Origin of the sequence: Lysinibacillus fusiformis (assembly GCF_016925635.1) — a bacterium.
In the GTDB taxonomy this organism is placed as follows: Bacteria; Bacillota; Bacilli; order Bacillales_A; family Planococcaceae; genus Lysinibacillus; species Lysinibacillus fusiformis_F.
The window spans coordinates 245603-266215 of the sequence record NZ_CP070490.1 but is presented as its reverse complement, the minus strand read 5'-3'; the positions used below and the strand labels follow the sequence as shown (position 1 = coordinate 266215).

Sequence of the window (20613 nt, the reverse complement as noted above, 5' to 3'; positions counted from 1 at the left end):
TTTTTTAATTTGAAACAACACGTATAATTTGTTACACTTAGTTTATAATAATTCTAATCTAGATGACGAATTGCAGTTCTTCATGACATGTTCACAAATTAATGATGAACTATTGTCGAACTGTGCTATAATGAGATTTGTGAATTAGAACGTGTGAGGTGTTATTCATGCATGCCATCGTAGTAGGCTTGAATTATAAAACAGCGCCTGTTGAAATACGTGAGAAGTTATCATTCATTGAGAGTGAACTGCCACAAGCAATGGAAGCGCTGCAAAAGCAAAAAAGTATATTAGAGAACGTAATTGTTTCGACATGTAATCGTACAGAAATATATGCTGTTGTGGATCAATTGCATACTGGACGTCATTTTGTGAAACAATTTTTAGCCAACTGGTTTGATTTGCCTGTGGAGACATTTTCTTCGTATTTAACAATTCGTGAAGAAGATGAGGCAATCGAACATTTATTTAAAGTGACAGCTGGAATCGATTCAATGGTTCTAGGTGAAACACAAATTTTAGGGCAAGTAAAAAAAAGCTTTTTAAGTGGACAAGAGATTGGCACAACAGGAACGGTATACAATCAACTATTTAAACAAGCAGTAACATTTGCAAAGCGTGCACATAATGAAACAGCGATCGGTGAAAATGCGGTATCCGTTTCCTATGCTGCCGTAGAATTAGCAAAGAAAATTTTTGGCTCATTACAACGCAAGCATGTAGCTATTTTAGGTGCAGGAAAAATGGGGGAACTTGCGATTGAGAACCTTTATGGTAGTGGCGTAGGGAAAGTTACTGTCATTAACCGTACATTTGAAAAAGCAGAAAGCTTAGCGGCTAAATTCCATGGTGAAGCTAAATCAATGAAGGAATTACAATGTTCATTGTTAGAAGCGGATATTTTAATTACTTCAACAGGTGCAACAGATTATGTTATTGATTACGAGCTGATGCAATTTGTGGAACGTTTACGTAAAGGAAAACCATTATTTATGGTAGATATTGCGGTTCCTCGTGATATTGATCCACGAGTTGGCGACCTACCAAATGTTTTCCTCTATGATATCGATGATTTACAAGGTATTGTCGAGGCGAATTTAGCAGAGCGTGAACGTGCTGCTGCTGATATTACCGATATGATTGGCAAAGAAGTTGTGCAATTTAAAGACTGGGTAGCAACGCTTGGGGTAGTTCCAGTCATTTCAGCATTACGTAAAAAAGCGAGTCGTATTCAAGAAGAGACAATGATGAGTATCGAAAATAAAATGCCAGATTTAACGGAACGTGAACGTAAAATTTTAAGCAAACATACAAAATCTATTATCAATCAATTGTTAAAAGAGCCAATCTTACAAGCTAAGGAAATGGCTAATTCTCCAAAAGCAAATGAACAGTTACGTTTATTCCAACAAATTTTTGGTATAGAGGATGCTGTGGAAGTTGAAGTTCATGAGATGACAAAGCAAGAGCTTGAGCGCAAAGAACGCTCACAGGTATCTCAGACTTCTACTGAGCCAAAGTACTCTTTCTAAAATATCTATTGCGCTTGCGTAGACAAATGTGGTTGTACATGAGTATTATGCGCAATTGGATTTTCTACTGATATTACACGAGGCGTTTTCGTATCTGTATGGTAAACTTAAGATACGAAAACGTTTTTTTGTTTTCTATGCTAGAATAGCTTAATTAATTTCACGACAAAGAAGGGATGTCTATTGGCTGATTTGACCATGACGAGGTTGTATGAAGTGATGATCGTCTTGTATGCGATCAGTCTAGTTTTTTACTTTACTGATTATTTTTATAAGCAAGTACGAGCAAGGCGTATTGCTTTTTGGCTTGTTTCATTTGTATGGGTGATTCAAAGTGCCATTATCATTTTAACGTTTGTGGAGACGAAGCGTTTTCCGATTTTATCCTTGTCTGAGGGAATTCTTTTTTATTCCTGGTTACTCGTGACGTTATCCATTTTCCTTCATTGCATAGCAAAGGTGGATTTACCTGTGTTTATTATTAATATACTAGGATTTTTATTCGCTAGTATATTTACATTCATGCCGAAGCGTCCTACAGGAGCTGTCGGGGATACATTAATTTCGGAAATGCTTTTTATTCATATATCATTTGCAATATTGTCCTATGCAGCGTTCACTTTAACATTTGTGTTTGCCATTTTGTACCTCGTTCTATATCGTTTGCTGAAAAAGAAAAAGTGGTCACACTTATGGACAAGGTTGCCTTCCTTACAGCAGACGAGTAGCTGGATGAATATTTCATTTTTTATTGGGATACCAATGTTATTTATAAGTTTAATATTAGGGTTTGAATGGGCACTATTAACATTAGAGAGTCTTTCGATTTTCGATGCGAAAATCATAGGGTCTTTCATTATTTTAATTTTGTATTGTTTTATCCTATATGTGAATCGCAAAAGCAAGCTGATAGGTACAACTTATGCGTGGGTACATATTTATGCCTATCTGTTAGTTGTTGTAAATTTCTTCCTAGGAAGTAGTTTGTCGCGATTTCATTTATGGTATTAGAAGAAAGGTTGGAGACTGTTGAGAAAAATTATTGTAGGTTCTAGGAGAAGTAAGCTAGCGCTAACTCAAACAAATTGGTTCATTAATGAATTAAAAGCGGCTGGTGTACCATTTGAATTTGAAGTAAAAGAGATTGTAACAAAAGGTGATCAAATTTTAGATGTACAGCTTTCAAAAGTAGGTGGAAAAGGATTGTTCGTGAAAGAAATTGAACAAGCCCTATACGATAAAGAAATTGATTTTGCTGTTCATTCTATGAAAGATATGCCTGCTGTATTGCCAGATGGGTTAGTGATTGGTTGTATTCCACCACGTGAAGATGCACGTGATGCATTTATCTCGAAAGGTCATGTTAAATTTGCTGACCTTCCTGCGGGAGCAGTTGTTGGGACAAGTTCTTTACGTCGTAGTGCACAGCTTTTAACAGTACGTCCTGATATCGAAATTAAATGGATTCGTGGAAATGTTGATACACGTTTAGCTAAGCTCGAAACAGAAGAATATGATGCCATTATTTTGGCTGCGGCTGGTTTGAAACGTCTTGGTTGGAGCGATGATGTAGTCACTGAGTTTTTACCTGTAGAACAATGTTTGCCAGCTGTAGCGCAAGGCTCTCTAGGCATTGAATGTCGCGCAGATGATGCGGAGCTATTAGCCGAATTAGGAAAGCTCACTGATTCATTAACATGGCAAGAGGCGCATGCAGAACGTGCATTTTTAGCAGCAATGGATGGTGGTTGTCAAGTACCAATCGCTGGGTATGCCACTTCTAATGGGGAAGAAATTACATTAACAGGCCTTGTTGCTGCTCCAGATGCATCTGTTATGTATAAGGAAACAGTTGTTGGTACAGATGCACAAAAAATTGGAGAAGCGCTAGCTGCTATTTTAACAGAACAGGGTGCTTTTGATTTAATTCAGCGTGTAAAGGCAGAGCAAGATGCCAAGTAATTTACCTTTAAAGGGTAAAACGATACTTTTAACAGGTACATCTAAGACAACAACCATTGTCGATAACATAACAGCTTTAGGTGGACAAGCAATCATAGCCCCATTAATTGAAACGTGCGAACGATTAGACAGTAATGATGCTGAACAATTGAATTGCGCCCATCAATATGATTGGATTATTTTTACTAGTCAAAATGCTGTCGATGCTTTTGCTTGTAAAATGCTTCGGCATCAATTGAATGCTAAGCACTTCCAAGGGAAGATTGCTTCCATTGGGACTAAAACAACGACAGCATTAGAAAAGTTAGGATTTCAAGTGAGCTTTATGCCTTCCGTATTTAGTGCTGATATTTTCGTCAAAGAATTTCCAAGTGTAGCAGGTAATCATCCGAGATGTCTGTTTATTCGAGGAGAAAAGGCGAAAAGTACACTGAAGGATGGGCTGCCCTTTGAATTAAAAGAATGGACAGTCTATGAAACGATAGAACGACATGATCAAACTGCGGCTATTGTCAGTTGCATCCAGCAACATCAAGATGTCACGGTGATTTTTGCAAGTCCTTCAGCTGTTGATGTGTACGCAATGGATGTAGTGCCGCATGTTGGGTGGCAAGCAACGCGCATTGCAGCCATCGGCCATATTACGGAAGCAGCTCTTGAACAATACGGTGCTACTGTGGATATTATGCCAAGTGTATATACAATGCAAGCAGTCATCGAAGAAATTATGAAAGTAGGGGACAAATCATGACAAAACTACAATTTCAAAGACATCGTCGTTTGCGTACCAATGCAACGATGCGATCAATGGTAAAAGAAACATACTTACATAAAGAGGACCTGATCTATCCTATTTTTGTAATGGAAGGCGAAAATATAAAAAATGAAGTACATTCAATGCCTGGCGTTTTTCAATTTTCATTGGATAAACTGGAAGCAGAGGTTGATGAGGTTGTAGCATTAGGCATTCCTGCAGTTATTTTATTTGGCTTGCCAGCTGAAAAGGATGCGGTTGGAACAGGTGCATTTCATGATCACGGCATTGTTCAAGAAGCGACGCGACTCATTAAAACACGTCATCCTGAGCTACTAGTCATTGCAGATACATGCCTATGTGAATTTACAGATCATGGACATTGTGGCTTAATTGAGGGCGATCAAATTTTGAATGATCCTTCATTAGATGTTTTAGCCCGCACGGCAATATCACAGGCAAAAGCTGGCGCAGATATTATTGCTCCATCTAATATGATGGATGGCTTTGTAGCTGCAATTCGTGCTGGTCTAGATGAAGCTGGTTTTGAACATATTCCGATTATGTCCTATGCAGTCAAATATGCATCTAGCTACTATGGACCATTCCGTGACGCTGCAGATGGCGCTCCACAATTTGGTGATCGTAAATCCTACCAAATGGATCCATCGAACCGTCTAGAGGCATTCCGTGAGGCAGAGTCAGATATCGAAGAAGGCGCAGATTTCTTAATCGTAAAGCCGGCCTTAAGCTATTTAGATATTATTCGAGACATGAAAAATAACTATCCATTACCGCTTGTTGCGTATAATGTTTCAGGTGAATATGCAATGATTAAAGCGGCTGCTATGAATGGATGGATTGAAGAGAAAAAAGTTGTGCTTGAAACATTATTAGGCATGAAACGAGCAGGCTCTGATTTAATTATTACGTATCATGCAAAAGATGTTGCACGTTGGTTGGAGGAGAAATAAATGACACGTTCTTACGAAAAATCAAAACAAGCCTATGCTGAAGCTGTTCAATTAATGCCGGGTGGTGTTAGTAGCCCAGTACGTGCATTCAAATCAGTGAATATGGACCCGATTTTCATGGAATCTGGCCATGGTGCGATCATTAAAGACATCGATGGTAACGAATATATTGATTATGTATTGTCTTGGGGTCCACTCATTCTAGGACATACACATCCAGAGGTAGTGAAAGCAATTGCAGACACAGCAGCCAAGGGTTCTTCCTTTGGTGCTCCAAGCTATACAGAAAATCGTTTAGCTCAATTAGTATTAGATCGTCTACCAGGTATGGAAATGATTCGTTTTGTCTCTTCGGGAACAGAGGCTACTATGTCTGCATTACGTGTAGCACGCGGTGTTACAGGGCGTGATAAGATTTTAAAGTTTGAAGGCTCTTATCATGGTCATGGTGATTCATTATTGATTAAAGCTGGTTCAGGTGTTGCCACACTAGGCTTACCTGATAGCCCTGGTGTACCTGCAGATATCGCACGCAATACGTTGACAGTTGCCTACAATGATTTAGAAGGGGCAAAAGTGATTTTCGACAAGTTTGGTGCAGAGCTAGCAGCAGTCATTGTGGAGCCAGTTGCAGGAAATATGGGTGTTGTACCACCACAGCCAGGTTTCCTTGAAGGATTACGTACGCTTACTGCAGAGCATGGTGCATTATTAATCTTTGACGAAGTGATGACAGGTTTCCGCGTAGATTATGGCTGTGCACAAGGGTATTTTGGGGTAACACCTGATATGACGACTTTAGGAAAAGTAATTGGTGGCGGTCTTCCTGTAGGTGCTTTTGCTGGGAAAAAGGAAATTATGGAGCAAGTTGCACCAGCTGGACCAATTTATCAAGCAGGTACATTATCAGGGAATCCATTAGCGATGACAGCTGGTTACGAAACGTTATCACGTTTAGATCATGGCACATATGACTACTTTAAAAAATTAGGTGATCAGCTAGAAGCTGGTTTCCGTGAAGCAGCATCCAAATATAATATCCCGCACACTGTTAATCGTGCAGGTTCTATGATTGGCTTCTTCTTTACAAATGAAGATGTCATTGATTTTGCTTCTGCTAAAACGTCTGATTTACAATTGTTTGCTGAATACTTCCGTTTGATGGCAGAAGAAGGTATTTTCTTACCGCCTTCTCAATTCGAAGGATTATTCATCTCAACAGCTCATACGGAAGAGCATATTGCGAAAACGGTGGCTGCATTCGATAAAGTATTTGCACAATTAGCGCAATAAAATTTGATAGAGCATGCTAGAATTATTTCTAGCATGCTCTTTTTTGATGGATAAAGCAGAAAGCATTATAGTGCTAGAGAAATGTATGGACAAAAAGGGGGAATAGCATATATTTACTAGTAAACAAGATCTTCTATACTGGATGAAGGACCTGCTTTTGTCAAAATTACATCTTTCAGCATAGCCAAATTGTGGGCGATTTCGTTTATAATATAGCTATTCATAAAAGAAAGTAGTGAATTGATATGGCAACAGGCACACACACGGTCGAAGTACCCGTAGGGATTGAACATGTATGGGATTTCGTTAGTGATATGGAAAAATGGGCAAAGCTTGTCCCAGGTTATAATGCACACGAAATGATTGATGACAAACACTCCACTTGGACTTTTAAAGGCAATGTTGGCGTATTGAAAAAAACAGTAGAAGTAGAAATTACAATCTTAGAATGGTTGGCACCTTCAAAAGTTACATTCGAATTAAAGGGTCTTTCTGATAATTTCACAGGAAATGGTTATTTCCTTGCAGAAAGCATCGATGCTGAAAATACAAAAATGACAGGATTTTTAGAAGTCGTTGCTGGTGGGTTAGCTGGCCCTGTTTTAAATCCGATTTTTAAACCGATCGTACCAAAGGCAACGAAAATGCTAACAGATCGTGTAGCTAATAAAATTAAATTAGTAAATGTTTAATTAAGACGAACATCCATGAAAGTGGCATGCTAGAATACTACTTCTAGCATGCCATTTTTCTAGTAGTATCTATTTTTAACTCTGTTCAACTTGAAACACCCTAGCATACTATCCTTCCAAGCGTCATATGATGCAGAGGGAGGGATTATTATCGAACACAAAACTTGGAATATGCGCGAAACATTTTGTTTTCCTGGATACGGCTGCCCAACAGAAATAGCAGCTGTACAAATTAAGCCTCAGTGGCAGGCAATGCAGTTAGAGGATTCACTTCGACTTATGGGCATCTATCATATCACCGCACACGTTCGCTTTGATTTTCAAGATATGCAAGCATTTACAGATAATGAAGATTTAATTACAATTGATGCCCTTGATATCCAAGGAGATACTGGTTATTTTGAGTATGCCGTACCTTTACATGTTGATTTACCAAAAGAATCGGATGTCAAAGATTTAATGGTCAAGGATATTCGCCCTAGTCTGGCAAATCAGATGTGTCAGCTTGAGTGGACAGTCACAAGTGCTTTCAATGAATATGAACCTGTTGTTGAAAGAAATATGTTAGACAATCCACACTTATCAACCCATGCTTTCGAACAAGAGGAAACAATGGCAGTAATCGAAGAAAGTGTTCAAGTGAAACAACCTGCCGCAGTAGCAGCAGCTTCACGCCAAGAGAACTCTACAACAGTTGACCAAAAAGCTGTATTGAGAGAATCCTCAAGCCATATTGTTGTACGTGAATCCAGTACTTGGCATGAAGTGCCTTCTATGATTTGGGATCTAACAGAAGAATATACACCGCTTAAAGTTCGTGTTTCAAATGATGTCTTTCAAAAGTAAATAGCAGAGAAGTAGCAGGAGTAATAAGAAGACTAAATCACCTGATGTTGGCACAATAATGACACGGATAAACTGAAAAGCACAAATCGGCACGATAATGGTTCTGCAATAAAAACGAACTTGACGTAGCCAAGGTGGTAAAAGCCAAGGGTTATACTTGCGTCGACGCATTTGAATTGTCACTTCCTTTTCTATTTACTTTCCTCTTACTAAAAGATGACTAAATCACTTGAAAAATGACACGATCCTGCGGTACAATAAGGAAAATCAAATACAGATGCTATGATAGGGAAGAGTAAATTTTGTCTACATTTTCAGAGAGGAAACGGTAGCTGAGAAGTTTCTATTTGTACTGAATTGAAGGTAGCCCTTGAGCAGCTTTAGTGAACTAATAGTAGTTAAAGCCGGTTAAACACCGTTACCGAATTGAGAGCCAGTAGGGAAGGCTGAGAAAATGTGTCATTTAACATTTATCTTAACCACTGCTGGAATTAAAGGTGGTACCGCGAACTAAAACTCCTTCGTCCTTTTAGACGAGAGGAGTTTTTTTATTGGGTAAAAAAATGAACAGCATTTCTTTACCAACAGTTTTCAAACAATAGGAGGAGTCAATATGACAGAAAACATTTCAATGCCAACTAAATATGACCCACAGTCCATTGAAGCTGGTCGCTATGAATGGTGGTTACAAGGGAAGTTTTTCGAGGCACAGCCTGAAAGTGGGAAAAAGCCCTATTCAATCGTTATTCCACCACCAAACGTAACAGGTAAATTACACCTTGGTCATGCTTGGGATACAACATTACAAGATATCCTCATCCGTATGAAACGCATGCAAGGCTATGATGCCCTTTGGTTGCCTGGTATGGACCATGCGGGTATTGCAACACAGGCAAAAGTAGAAGCAAAGCTGCGTGAGGATAATATTACACGTTATGATTTAGGACGTGAAAAATTCCTTGAAAAAACATGGGAATGGAAAGAAGAATATGCTGGACATATTCGTGATCAATGGGCAAAGCTTGGTCTTGGATTAGACTATACGCGTGAACGTTTCACACTAGATAAAGGCCTTTCAGATGCGGTAAAAACAGTTTTTGTTCAGTTATATGAAAAAGGTTTAATTTACCGTGGTGAGCGTATCATCAACTGGGACCCAGCGGCGAAAACAGCATTGTCTGATATTGAAGTAATTTATCAGGATGTGCAAGGTGCCTTCTATCATATGAAATATCCATTAGCTGATGGCTCAGGCTATGTAGAAGTTGCTACTACACGTCCCGAAACAATGCTTGGTGACTCTGGGGTAGCTGTTCACCCGAACGATGAGCGTTACCAGCATTTAATTGGTAAAACCGTTATTTTACCGATTGTAGGTCGCGAAATCCCGATTGTTGCTGATGACTATGTTGATATGGAATTTGGTACTGGGGTTGTAAAAATGACACCAGCCCATGATCCGAACGACTTTGAAGTTGGTAATCGTCATAATCTAGAGCGTATTCTAGTAATGAATGAAGACGGCACAATGAATGATCTTGCTGGTAAATATAAAGGAATGGATCGCTTTGAATGCCGCAAGCAAATCGTTGCTGATTTACAAGAAGCAGGCGTGTTAATTCGTATTGAAGAGCATATGCATTCAGTAGGACACTCTGAACGTTCTGGTGCTGTTGTTGAGCCATACCTTTCAGCACAATGGTTCGTTAAAATGCAACCACTTGCTGACGCTTCCCTAGAGCTACAAAAGGATGAAGAAGGGAAAGTAAACTTTGTTCCTGCTCGTTTTGAAAACACATATTCTCGCTGGATGGAGAATATTCGTGATTGGTGTATTTCTCGTCAATTATGGTGGGGCCATCAAATCCCAGCTTGGTACCATAATGAAACAGGCGAAATATACGTAGGTAAAGAAGCACCAGCTGATGCAGAAAACTGGACGCAAGATGAAGATGTACTAGATACATGGTTCTCTTCAGCACTATGGCCATTTTCTACAATGGGCTGGCCGGATGAAGCAAATGAAGAATTTAAACGTTACTATCCAACCAGTACTTTAGTAACAGGTTATGATATTATTTTCTTCTGGGTATCTCGCATGATTTTCCAAGGCCTTGAGTTTACAGAGCAACGTCCATTTAAAGATGTGCTTATTCATGGTTTAGTACGTGACGGTGAAGGACGTAAAATGAGTAAATCACTTGGCAATGGTGTTGATCCAATGGATGTTATTGAACAATACGGTGCAGATTCATTACGCTACTTCTTAGCTACTGGTTCATCACCTGGTCAAGATTTACGCTATACAACTGAAAAAGTAGAAGCAGTATGGAACTTCTCCAATAAGATTTGGAATGCATCACGTTTTGCGCTTATGAATATGGATGGTATGACATATGATGAGATCGACTTAACTGGTGAAAAATCAGTTGCTGACAAATGGATTTTAACACGCTTAAATGAAACAATTGAACGAGTAACTTCTCTTGCAGAGCGTTATGAATTCGGTGAAGTGGGTCGTGAATTGTACAATTTCATTTGGGATGATTTCTGTTCTTGGTATATTGAAATGGCAAAATTACCACTTTACGGAGAGGATGAAGCAGCTAAAAAGACAACTCGTTCTATTTTAGCTTACGTACTAGATCAAACAATGCGTCTATTACATCCATTTATGCCTTTCATTACAGAAGAAATCTGGCAGCACTTACCACACGAGGGTGAATCTATTACAGTGGCAGCATGGCCAACAGTACGCACAGATCTTCATTTTGCAGATGAAGCAGATAATATGAAGCTCCTAATGGATATTATACGTTCAGTACGTAATATTCGTGCGGAAGTAAATACGCCAATGAGCAAAAAAGTACCGTTGTTTATTTCAGCGAAAGATGCGGCAACAGCAGCTGTACTCGAAGAGAATCAAGCATATTTAGAAAAATTCTGTAATCCTGACATTTTAACAATTGGTGAAGGTTTAGAGGCTCCAGGTCAATCGATGACGGCTGTTGTTACAGGAGCACAGGTTTTCCTACCTCTTGTTGGACTGATCAATCTAGAGGAAGAAATTGCTCGCCTTGAAAAAGAATTAGAAAAATGGGCAAAAGAAGTGAAGCTTGTTACAGGTAAGCTATCGAATGAGAAGTTCGTATCGAAAGCACCGGAAGCGTTAGTCAATGCAGAACGTGAAAAATTAGCAGATTACGAAAGCAAGCATGCGGTTGTTTTAAAACGTTTAGATGAATTGAAAAATATGTAAAGATAAAGCAATGGGTGGCGAAAAAGTCATCCGTTGCTTTTTTTTATGGATCTAAAGATATGCATTGTTTTAGGAAAAAATATATAGTATTATTTAAAATAAATTAGTCTAATAGATGATAATTGGCACTGCACTAGTAGGAAACAAAACCTAATTTCATATTATTTAGCCATGAAAGACCAAAGCTAAGATTGTGTGAATGGATATTTTTTTAAATAGACAGTCTTTTTAATGAAAGAAAATAAGAGTCAATGGAGGTGTTGAGAATGTCAGGAAATATTGCAACCATTATTACAAAAGTCAACAAAGCATGTGATGAATTAGACTTTGTAAGCGCGAGAGTATTGATCGAAACGAATCTCTTGAAATTATCAGAAGCAAAGTATTATCGTTTATTAAATACAAGTGGTCGCGTCCTTATTAAGCACATATTAGCAAATAGTAATCCTCAACAGGATAGCGCTAAATTATCAAGGACCGATTTATTAACGATCCAAAAAATAAATGAGTATTGCTCAGACTTTGATATATCTATGTTAAAAAGAACGTTAAAAAACGCTTTTGAATTAGTGCAACGTCCAGATGTTCATCCGTTATTAAATAGTGATGCAAAAACTATTTTAAACAATATGGGTGCTTTATTAGGTGCTCACAAGGTACACTAATCTAATATTAGTACGAACACGCAGTCGCTAGCTGCGTGTTTTTTGTATTTTGTCATTTTGCTATGTTATTAAACGTTACTTGTACTAAAATAAAGATATTGCAGTAAGAGGGAGTGTTTATTTTGTTTAACACAATGAACGAATGTACAAAATTTATTTTTACATTAAAAGCAGTTGATCATAAACGTGCGCCACTTGTCCTTATGCGAGAAGTACTAGGACATTTAGATGAACCTCACAACAAACTACGAGTAATCCATGTAGCAGGCTCAAATGGTAAAGGCTCTACGGTGAACGCATTAAGAGAAATGCTACAACATGCAGGCTACACTGTAGGGGCATTTACGTCCCCACATTTAGAGCGAGTCAATGAACGGATGACCATTAACGGCCACCAAATCTCGGATGAGCAATTTCTTTACTACTTCAATAAACTTGCAAAAATTATAGAAGAGCACTACAATGGCGATTTTCCAAGCTTTTTTGAGGTAGTTACACTGATTATGTTTCAATATTTTGCACATGAAGGAGTAGATATAGCGCTTATTGAGACAGGGCTTGGAGGACGTTTGGATGCGACAAATGTCGTAACGCCGATTGTAGCTATTATTACAACGATTTCGCTAGAGCATACAGCCTTTTTAGGTGATACCTTCGCAAAGGTTGCCGCTGAAAAAGCTGGCATCATCAAAGAAGGCATCCCGGTTGTTGTAGGCGTTAACAATGAGGAAGCATTGGCTGTCATTAAAGCCACTGCAGAGGAACGACATGCATCATGCTTTGTTTTGGGGCAGGATTTTACGGTGACAAATAGTTGGCAAAGCATTGACAATCAGCACTTTACATATGAAAAGGACCATGTCTTGATGAGGGATGTGCCCTTAAAAATGGCTGGCCCGCATCAAATGAATAATGCAAGTCTGGCTATCACGGCAATGCTAACGTTACGGGAGAAGGGGGCAATTGCAATCACGGATGATTCAATTTATCGAGGTCTACAATGTGCGCAATGGGCAGGTCGCTTCGAGCAAAGGCCAAATCGTATTGTGCTAGATGGTGCTCATAATTCCGAGGGAACAGCTGCTCTTATCCAAACACTAAAAAACGTCTACCCAACTAATAAATATCGTTTTATTTATGCTGCATTAGCAGATAAGGATCATGCCAACAGTATAGAACTAATGGATGCTGTTGCCACCTCCATCGCTTTTACAGAAATAAACCTACCGAATGCAATGCCTGCTGAAAGCTTAGCGATGTTGTCGACGCATGCGAATAAAACGCATCATAAAGAATGGCTAAAAAGTCTTCAAACCGTATTACAAGAACGCCATGAAGAGGATATTGTTGTCATTACAGGCTCTTTATACTTTATAGCAGAAGCTCGACAGTGGCTACAGGAGGAAGGACAATGATTCCAAACTTTGATCATTATAAAGAGAAATGGCAGGTCAAAAGTGATGATGTGATTAAACCAGGTCTTGCAGCAATTGAAGAGGCTTTATCATTAGTAGGTAATCCTGAGCAAACTTTGCGTGTCGTCCACTTAGCTGGTACAAACGGGAAAGGCTCTACTTTAACGTTTCTAGAGGCAATTGCGCAAGAACATGGCCTACGCGTGGGCAAATTTATGTCACCATGTATCGTCGATGTTCATGATCAAATTCAAATAGCTGGTCAACCTATAACAGAAGCTGAAATGGATCGAGTGTTTCAACAGATGCGTGAAGCTGGGCTTAGTGGCAAACTAACAGATTTTGAATTACTGACGGTGGCAGCATTCTTACATTTTGTGAATGGCCAAGTGGATATTGCACTGATTGAAGCGGGAATGGGTGGCTTACTGGATAGCACAAATGTGGTCACACCCATTGTCTCTATTATCCCAAGCATAGCTTTAGAACACACAAAGTTTTTAGGGGATACGCTTGAAAGCATTGCACGCCATAAAGCAGGTATTATTAAACAACAACGGCCAGTCATTATGGGTGATTTGCCAGATGAAGCAAAGCGTGTTGTTGATGACGTAGCCACTCAAAAAAATGCCGCTATATTGGCATTAAATCATCATTTTGCTATTGAGCAAGCAACTGATGGAGAAAGCTATACGAATGACGTACAGCAGTTTCAAATAGCAAAACTAACACGTTCTATGAAGGGAGCGCATCAGGCGAATAATATGGCACTCGCCATTACTGCATTTTTGGAAGTGGCATCAGTATTAGGTGTGTCTACGGATAAAACTGCCATTCGTCAAGCTGTGCAAAATGCCTCTATTTTAGGACGCTTTGAAGAAATAATGCCTTTCGTTATTTTGGATGGCGCACATAATCCTGCGAGTGCCGAAAAATTAGTAGAAACGATTCAAAGTGAGTATCCAAATGAGCAGATAACATTTGTTATTGGCATACTAGCAGATAAAGATGTTCAGCAGATTCTTCGACTTTTAGAGCAGGTGAGTGATGATTTTTATTTCGTGGATTTTGATAATTCTCGTGCAATGACAGCTCAACAAATGCTCAAGCTTTCTCATGCAACATCAAAAACAACCTTAGTTGATTATGCATCCTTTATACAGGCGCAATCACATAGACAGCAAAGAACAATTGTATCAGGCTCGTTATATTTATTAACAGAGGTTCGTAATAGATTAAAAGAATGAAAAGACTAGGACTCTTGATAGCGAGTCCTAGTTTTTTTATGGTAGCAAATTTAGATTGTAATGAGTTCCGTATCAAAAAATAATAAATTCGCATTTACACTTCGGAATCTACATATACTTATATCATATTATGTTGGCAACGTTACTAGTGCATAGATAGGTGGAAGGATGAGGTGATAGTTGAATGAAAATTGTAAGTCATGTGATGAAAAAACAAATATTTCGAGCAATGATTATTGGTGGATTTGTTGGTCTATTAGGTGTAGCGATTTTTTTGGGCGTTTTACAAGCCAGTACACAGTTACCTTTAAATAAAAATGGTAGTGAAGTGGCAAATAATCAATCACAAACAGAAACGATTCCAACTGCCGGTGAGACAACCAATACATCTAATGCACCGATGTTTTATGCTAGCCAAGCTGGTGTGTATTCAAACTATGAGAGCGCTAGTTCATTTGTTGCTGAGTATCCTGCCTTAAAAGAGAGCGCGATTGTTCAAGTTGATGACAAGTTTTACGTATGGACAAGCATGGTGACGGAAGAAAGCCAGCTACAATTTTTACAGGACCCTGCTACCTTTAAAAAGGCGTTTAGTGTCAGCGGTGAAAGCTGTAAAGAACCGACTCTTGCAGAAATACCAGCTGCTTTAGCAGATAAAAATGCCTCAAAATTAAATTTTAAGGAAAATGGCAAGGATTCAACGCTCCCTGAAGATTGGCAGTCTATTGGGGCAGCTGCCTCTACTATTTCCAACGATGTTAACATCATTCGTTTGCATGTTTTTGCCCATTATCAATCTAAAAATACGTGTCTTCAGGTGAAATTTTAACTATAGATGTTAGCGGAATCATCATTATCTTGTTTTTTTGAAAATTTTCAAATTGTCCATTCTTTTGTATCATAAGGATAAGGAGGAATGGTCAGATAATGTTGAAAACAAATCATAAGCTTGTCCTTGCTTCTGCTTCCCCTAGGCGCAAGGAATTGCTTAACATGTTAGCACTTCCATTTGAAGTCTTAACAAGTGAAGTGGAAGAAACAAGTGTACAAGCTCATACAATGCAGGATTATGTAAAAGGAGTAGCTTTATTGAAGACGCGTGATGTAGCCAAAAAAGCAACGAATGCGACGATTATTGGTGCAGATACAATCGTAGTTTACAATCAAGAGCTACTACATAAACCAAAAACGCGTGAGGAGGCTATTTCTCACTTATTACGTTTGTCAAATAACAAACATAGTGTGATGACAGCCGTCGCTATAATTGAACCGAATGGAAAGGAAACGACCTTTGTGGAAGAGACCCAAGTTGTTTTCCACCGTTTATCGCAGGAACTAATAGAAGCTTATGTAGATTCAGGAGATCCTTTTGATAAAGCGGGCGGTTATGGCATTCAAACGATCGGTACACTATTAGTTAAACGAATTGAAGGAGATTATAACAATGTTGTAGGTCTACCACTTGCAGCTTTGTTTTCGCAATTGGTAGATCTACAGTTAGTCCAATTTGCGAAGGAGTGAATATTTTTGCTTGAAGACGCTTTACCAACTTTGATGATACGTGATGTCAATAGAGAGGATCGCCCCCGTGAACGATTATTACGACAAGGGGCTGAAAGTTTATCCAATCAAGAGCTACTCGCGATTTTATTGAGGACAGGCACAAAGGAAGAATCTGTGCTTGTTCTCGCAAATAGGGTTTTAAATGTTTTTGAACGACTTCATCATCTGAAGCACGCAACCATTGAAGAAATGATGGCTATTAAAGGAATAGGTGAGGTAAAAGCCATTCAATTAATAGCTGCCATTGAACTTGGTAGAAGACTGGCTCAAAAACATAATGATGAGAAATTTACGATACGTTCTCCACAAGATGCAGCAACTTACTTAATGCCTGATATGACTTCGCTTAACCAGGAGCATTTTGTTGTTCTTTTTTTAAATATTAAAAATCAAATTATTCATAAGCAGACGATTTTTATTGGCAGTTTAAACGCCTCCATCGTTCATCCTAGGGAAATTTATCGAGAAGCTGTCAAAAGATCTGCGGCTTCTATTATATGCGCTCACAATCATCCGAGTGGGGTGCCAACACCGAGCACAGAGGATATTGAAGTAACAAAGCGAATTGTTGAAGCTGGTTATATTATAGGGATTGAGTTAATTGATCATGTCATCATCGGTGATCATCAATATATTAGTTTAAAAGAAAAAGGGTATTTTTAACTCTGCATACAATATGCAGAGTTTTTTATGATGAATCTGTTTTGTTGTATAGAAGATTCATTTGTCTATCATGGCATTATTAATTATACTGTCATAAAATTTTTGTATTTTTTTGTGGTATATTGGCGAACCTTTTTTCTTACATATCGTTAATGTATTCATAGAAATGCAATTATCTTCACAAAAATTGGTAGCCTGATACACATTGTCTTATGGGAATAAAAATTATATGCTAATCTATACGTACTATTTTTAGTTTAAGAGGGAATTAAAATAGTATCTTTTCTGTGAGATGAAGTATGTGATACTATAAATTCTTGCGTTTTTCCGTTATAATGAACGGTATGAATTTTATCTTTATTCAGGAAAGACTCCCATCGAAAATGGTGGTGAGGTGAATGAGTGTGTATTTTTTTCAAGGTGTATATCACCAGCTGATGAAGATAAAAAATTTTGACAGGTGTTATGGACTTTGAAAGGAGTCAATTGTGTATTTACACAATTCAAATTCCTATACATTGATGTCAAATATATTGGATGTCAACGAAAGTATGGCTTATATAGAAAGGGAGTACACAATTTGTTTGGACTAGGAAGCAAAGATGTCGGGATTGACCTCGGCACAGCGAATACATTAGTGTTTATTAAAGGAAAGGGAATCGTTTTACGTGAACCTTCAGTTGTAGCAAAAAATACAAAAACAGGGGATATCGTTGCCGTTGGTAATGATGCGAAAAATATGATTGGTCGTACACCTGGCTCAATCGTAGCGATTCGTCCTATGAAAGATGGCGTTATTGCTGACTTTGATATTACAACAGCAATGATCGAGTATTATTTAAAAGAAGCATGTAAAAACTCCGGAGGTAACTGGAAAAAACCAAATGTCATGATTTGTGTGCCTTATGGTATTACATCAGTGGAGCAACGTGCGGTTATTGATGCTGCACGACAAGCGGGTGCAAAAGAGGCGTTCACAATCGAAGAGCCATTTGCAGCAGCAATCGGTTCAAATCTTCCTGTATGGGATCCTACTGGGTCAATGGTTGTTGATATCGGTGGGGGTACAACAGAAGTAGCCGTTATTTCTTTAGGTGGTATTGTAACGAGTGAATCGGTACGTGTTGGTGGAGATGCTATGGATCAATCCATCATTTCGTATATTCGTAAAACGTATAATTTAACAATTGGTGAACGTACAGCGGAAGCCGTAAAAATGGAAATTGGTACGGCATTAGCAGAAGGACCAGAAGAACGAATGGATATTAGAGGTCGTGACCTGTTAACAGGTTTACCGAAAACAATCGAAATTTCTTCACAGGAAATTTCTGAATCATTGCGTGAAGCGGTTGCCTCTATTATTGATGGTGTTCGAAAAACATTAGAACAAACACCTCCTGAATTATCTGCTGACGTAATGGAGCGTGGTATCGTGTTAACTGGCGGTGGTGCCCTATTAACAAATTTAGACAAAGTAATTAGCCAAGAAACAAATATGCCAGTATTTATCGCAGAAGATCCTTTAGACTGTGTAGCAATAGGTACAGGTAAGGCCTTAGATCATATCGACTTAATTCGTCAACAACAAGTTAAAGGGTAAGGAGGTTTAGGCAATGCCACACTTTTTTTTCAATAAGAAAGTAATTTTGCTGCTCGTAGGCATGGTTTTTCTTGTGGCATTGATTAGCTTCTCATTACGTGATCGGACGAATGCAACTTTACCAGAGCAAATTATTAAAGATACTGTCGGCGTCGCACAATCGCTTGTTGCGAAGCCGGCGAATTATATTAATGGTATTTTTAATAGTATTGACTCCCTCTTAAACACGTACGAAGAAAATAAACGTTTAAAAGCACGCTTAGAAGATTTTGCAGTTGTACAAGCTGAGGCTACGGATTTAAAATCAGAGAATAACAAGCTTCGAGAGCTTTTGGATAAAACCGAGAGCTTAAAGGCGTTTAATCCAATTCAAGCAACAGTGATTGCTAGAAATCCTGACCAGTGGGAAGAGAAAATCATTTTAGATAAAGGGTCTTCTCATGGCGTCAAAAAAAACATGGCAGTTATGACGGCGAAAGGCTTAGTGGGGAAAATTACACTAGTTACACCTTTCACATCTGAGGTAGAGCTTTTATATACAAATAATCCAAACTATCGTGTTTCTGCGATGGTGCTTGGAGAAAAAGAAGCATACGGTTTAATCGAGGGCTTTGATGAAGAACGTAATGAACTCATTATGAAGCGAATCGATTCTAGCATGAAGGTTAAAGTAGGCGAGCAAGTAGTTTCTTCAGGTCTTGGTGGTATTTTCCCTAAGGGAGTGCCGATTGGAGTAATTACGGAGGTTAGTACAGATGATTTTGGTTTAACAAAAATGGCTTATGTCAAACCATCTGCTGATTCTTCAATTTTAGAGCATGTTGTGATTGCACAGCGAACATCCACAAGTATTGATGGATCAGATGGCAACGCAACGAATGAGGATTTATCGAATCCGCAAGAGGCGAGTGAAGAGGAGGCGGAGTGATGGTTCGATTTCTCATCCCCTCTGTGGCGGTATTACTATTCCTGTTGGAACCAGAATTTGCCATGCTTTCCCCGATTGAAATTAAAGGGGAAGTCTATTTTCTGGTACCGCGTTTTTTAATCTTATACCTAATTTTTATATCCATCTATTACAGCCGTCAACGAGCGGTAATGTATGGACTTTTTTTTGGTGTCTTGTATGATGTGTTTTACATTGATATTATTGGATTATATTCAGTACTTTATCCACTTATTTGTTTTTTAGCAGGGTCTATCGTGAAAGTTATACATCAGCACTTAGTTGTAACAACCACAATTTCAGTTGTGCTAGTAGCTATTTTAGAATTTATTCTCTATCAATTCTTTTTCCTAATCGATTTTACAGCAATTCCTTTAGCGGATTTCTTACGTTCACGACTACTACCAACAATCATTGCCAATGCTTTATTTTTAATGATTCTTGGGTGGGCCTTCAAGTATCTAATTAATGCGCGTGTCTTACAGAGAGCACGTGAGGTTTCTTAACAAAGAACAACGTGAGGTGAGGCATTCATGAAAAAACAGTTAGTTAATATGAAGGGAACGAAGGACGGTTTTGTACTACGCCTAGACGACCAATGTGCGTATGGTGAGCTAGTGGAAGAATTAAAGAATAAGGTTTTAGAGGGCGGTATCGATGGTAAAGTTGATGTACAATTATACTTAGGCTATCGATACTGTACTGAAGAACAATTAAAAGAACTTATAAAAATTATAGAAGAAACAGAGCAGCTTATTGTATCGAAGGTGCAAAGTGAAGTACTGACTGTCCACGAAAGCAACCAGAAGATGTTTGAAAGTCAACAAGATACATATATAGGAGTGGTCAGGTCAGGACAAGTTCTGCGTTCATCAGGGGACATTACCATCATAGGAAATGTGAATCCAAACGGTCGTGTTGAGGCTGGAGGTAATGTATATGTCCTAGGTAGACTAAAAGGGATTGCACATGCTGGTGTGCAAGGCAATAAAGAAGCAATCATTGCAGCATCTCGATTTGAAGCCACACATATCATGATTGCCGATCAAGTGCAGGCAATGTCAGATGAACATGTAAAAGCGTTAAATCAAGTAGAAATGACTTGTGCATTTATTGGCTACGATGGACGCATTACGTACGATCAAATTCATGCCTTAAAAAATATTCGACCATTGTTAAATGTGTCTAAGGGAGGAAGCTAG

The 20613-nt window shown here is 38.6% G+C and carries 20 protein-coding genes and 1 other annotated feature; of the genes, 19 read left to right on the top strand and 1 reads right to left on the bottom strand.

The window, feature by feature from the left end:
* Positions 1-167 precede the first annotated feature (167 nt).
* From hemA to JTI58_RS01230, 8 genes are all read left to right on the top strand, one after another.
* Positions 168-1532, top strand: coding sequence for a glutamyl-tRNA reductase (gene hemA / locus JTI58_RS01265; protein WP_205444690.1), 1365 nt, complete (start codon positions 168-170; stop codon positions 1530-1532).
* 183 nt (positions 1533-1715) lie between these two features.
* Positions 1716-2543 carry a cytochrome C assembly family protein gene (locus JTI58_RS01260; RefSeq protein ID WP_205444689.1) on the top strand — a complete coding sequence of 276 codons (828 nt, stop codon included), beginning with the start codon at positions 1716-1718 and terminating at the stop codon, positions 2541-2543.
* A gap of 18 nt (positions 2544-2561) precedes the next feature.
* Positions 2562-3494 carry a hydroxymethylbilane synthase gene (hemC, locus tag JTI58_RS01255; protein WP_205444687.1) on the top strand — a complete coding sequence of 311 codons (933 nt, stop codon included), beginning with the start codon at positions 2562-2564 and terminating at the stop codon, positions 3492-3494.
* The gene (locus JTI58_RS01250) at positions 3484-4245 is read left to right on the top strand and encodes a uroporphyrinogen-III synthase (RefSeq protein WP_205444686.1); all 762 of its coding nucleotides are present in this window, start codon (positions 3484-3486) and stop codon (positions 4243-4245) included. The genes hemC and JTI58_RS01250 overlap by 11 nt, the downstream gene beginning before the upstream one ends.
* Positions 4242-5222, top strand: coding sequence for a porphobilinogen synthase (hemB, locus tag JTI58_RS01245; protein ID WP_205444685.1), 981 nt, complete (start codon positions 4242-4244; stop codon positions 5220-5222). Before JTI58_RS01250 ends, hemB begins: the two co-directional genes overlap by 4 nt.
* Positions 5223-6515, top strand: a complete 1293-nt coding sequence (hemL, locus tag JTI58_RS01240) for a glutamate-1-semialdehyde 2,1-aminomutase (protein ID WP_205444683.1) — start codon at positions 5223-5225, stop codon at positions 6513-6515.
* A 245-nt stretch (positions 6516-6760) separates the two neighbouring features.
* On the top strand, positions 6761-7207 hold the full coding sequence (locus tag JTI58_RS01235; protein ID WP_205444681.1) for an SRPBCC family protein: 447 nt from the start codon (positions 6761-6763) through the stop codon (positions 7205-7207).
* A gap of 171 nt (positions 7208-7378) precedes the next feature.
* Positions 7379-8053: a valyl-tRNA synthetase gene (locus JTI58_RS01230; protein WP_205444680.1), complete on the top strand. Its 675-nt coding sequence runs from the start codon at positions 7379-7381 to the stop codon at positions 8051-8053.
* On the opposite strand, the gene JTI58_RS01225 is transcribed toward JTI58_RS01230, so the two are convergent.
* Positions 8030-8224, bottom strand: coding sequence for a hypothetical protein (locus JTI58_RS01225; RefSeq protein ID WP_036124009.1), 195 nt, complete (start codon positions 8222-8224; stop codon positions 8030-8032). The genes JTI58_RS01230 and JTI58_RS01225 overlap by 24 nt on opposite strands.
* A gap of 102 nt (positions 8225-8326) precedes the next feature.
* Positions 8327-8585, top strand: a binding site (T-box leader).
* A gap of 81 nt (positions 8586-8666) precedes the next feature.
* Here JTI58_RS01225 and JTI58_RS01220 point away from each other — a divergent pair.
* The 11 genes from JTI58_RS01220 to minC all read left to right on the top strand — a co-directional run bounded on the left by JTI58_RS01220 (position 8667) and on the right by minC (position 20613).
* Positions 8667-11312, top strand: coding sequence for a valine--tRNA ligase (locus JTI58_RS01220; protein ID WP_205444678.1), 2646 nt, complete (start codon positions 8667-8669; stop codon positions 11310-11312).
* A gap of 266 nt (positions 11313-11578) precedes the next feature.
* The gene (locus JTI58_RS01215; RefSeq protein ID WP_205444677.1) at positions 11579-11977 is read left to right on the top strand and encodes a hypothetical protein; all 399 of its coding nucleotides are present in this window, start codon (positions 11579-11581) and stop codon (positions 11975-11977) included.
* 134 nt (positions 11978-12111) lie between these two features.
* Entirely contained in the window at positions 12112-13392 is a 1281-nt protein-coding gene (locus JTI58_RS01210) for a bifunctional folylpolyglutamate synthase/dihydrofolate synthase (protein WP_205447024.1), read from the top strand.
* A complete protein-coding gene (locus JTI58_RS01205; protein ID WP_205444675.1) occupies positions 13389-14639 on the top strand; it encodes a bifunctional folylpolyglutamate synthase/dihydrofolate synthase in 1251 nt (416 codons plus the stop codon). Before JTI58_RS01210 ends, JTI58_RS01205 begins: the two co-directional genes overlap by 4 nt.
* Positions 14640-14823: 184 nt before the next feature.
* Positions 14824-15468, top strand: a complete 645-nt coding sequence (locus tag JTI58_RS01200) for a hypothetical protein (RefSeq protein ID WP_205444674.1) — start codon at positions 14824-14826, stop codon at positions 15466-15468.
* A gap of 98 nt (positions 15469-15566) precedes the next feature.
* On the top strand, positions 15567-16160 hold the full coding sequence (locus JTI58_RS01195) for a Maf family protein (RefSeq protein ID WP_205444672.1): 594 nt from the start codon (positions 15567-15569) through the stop codon (positions 16158-16160).
* A 33-nt stretch (positions 16161-16193) separates the two neighbouring features.
* Positions 16194-16865, top strand: coding sequence for a RadC family protein (gene radC, locus JTI58_RS01190; protein ID WP_205447022.1), 672 nt, complete (start codon positions 16194-16196; stop codon positions 16863-16865).
* Positions 16866-17445: 580 nt separating this feature from the next.
* On the top strand, positions 17446-18465 hold the full coding sequence (locus JTI58_RS01185) for a rod shape-determining protein (protein ID WP_205444671.1): 1020 nt from the start codon (positions 17446-17448) through the stop codon (positions 18463-18465).
* 13 nt (positions 18466-18478) lie between these two features.
* Complete coding sequence (mreC, locus tag JTI58_RS01180) at positions 18479-19393, top strand: rod shape-determining protein MreC (protein ID WP_205444669.1); 915 nt, start codon at positions 18479-18481, stop codon at positions 19391-19393.
* Positions 19393-19917, top strand: a complete 525-nt coding sequence (gene mreD, locus JTI58_RS01175; protein ID WP_004226656.1) for a rod shape-determining protein MreD — start codon at positions 19393-19395, stop codon at positions 19915-19917. Before mreC ends, mreD begins: the two co-directional genes overlap by 1 nt.
* A 27-nt stretch (positions 19918-19944) precedes the next feature.
* Positions 19945-20613, top strand: a complete 669-nt coding sequence (minC, locus tag JTI58_RS01170; RefSeq protein WP_205444667.1) for a septum site-determining protein MinC — start codon at positions 19945-19947, stop codon at positions 20611-20613.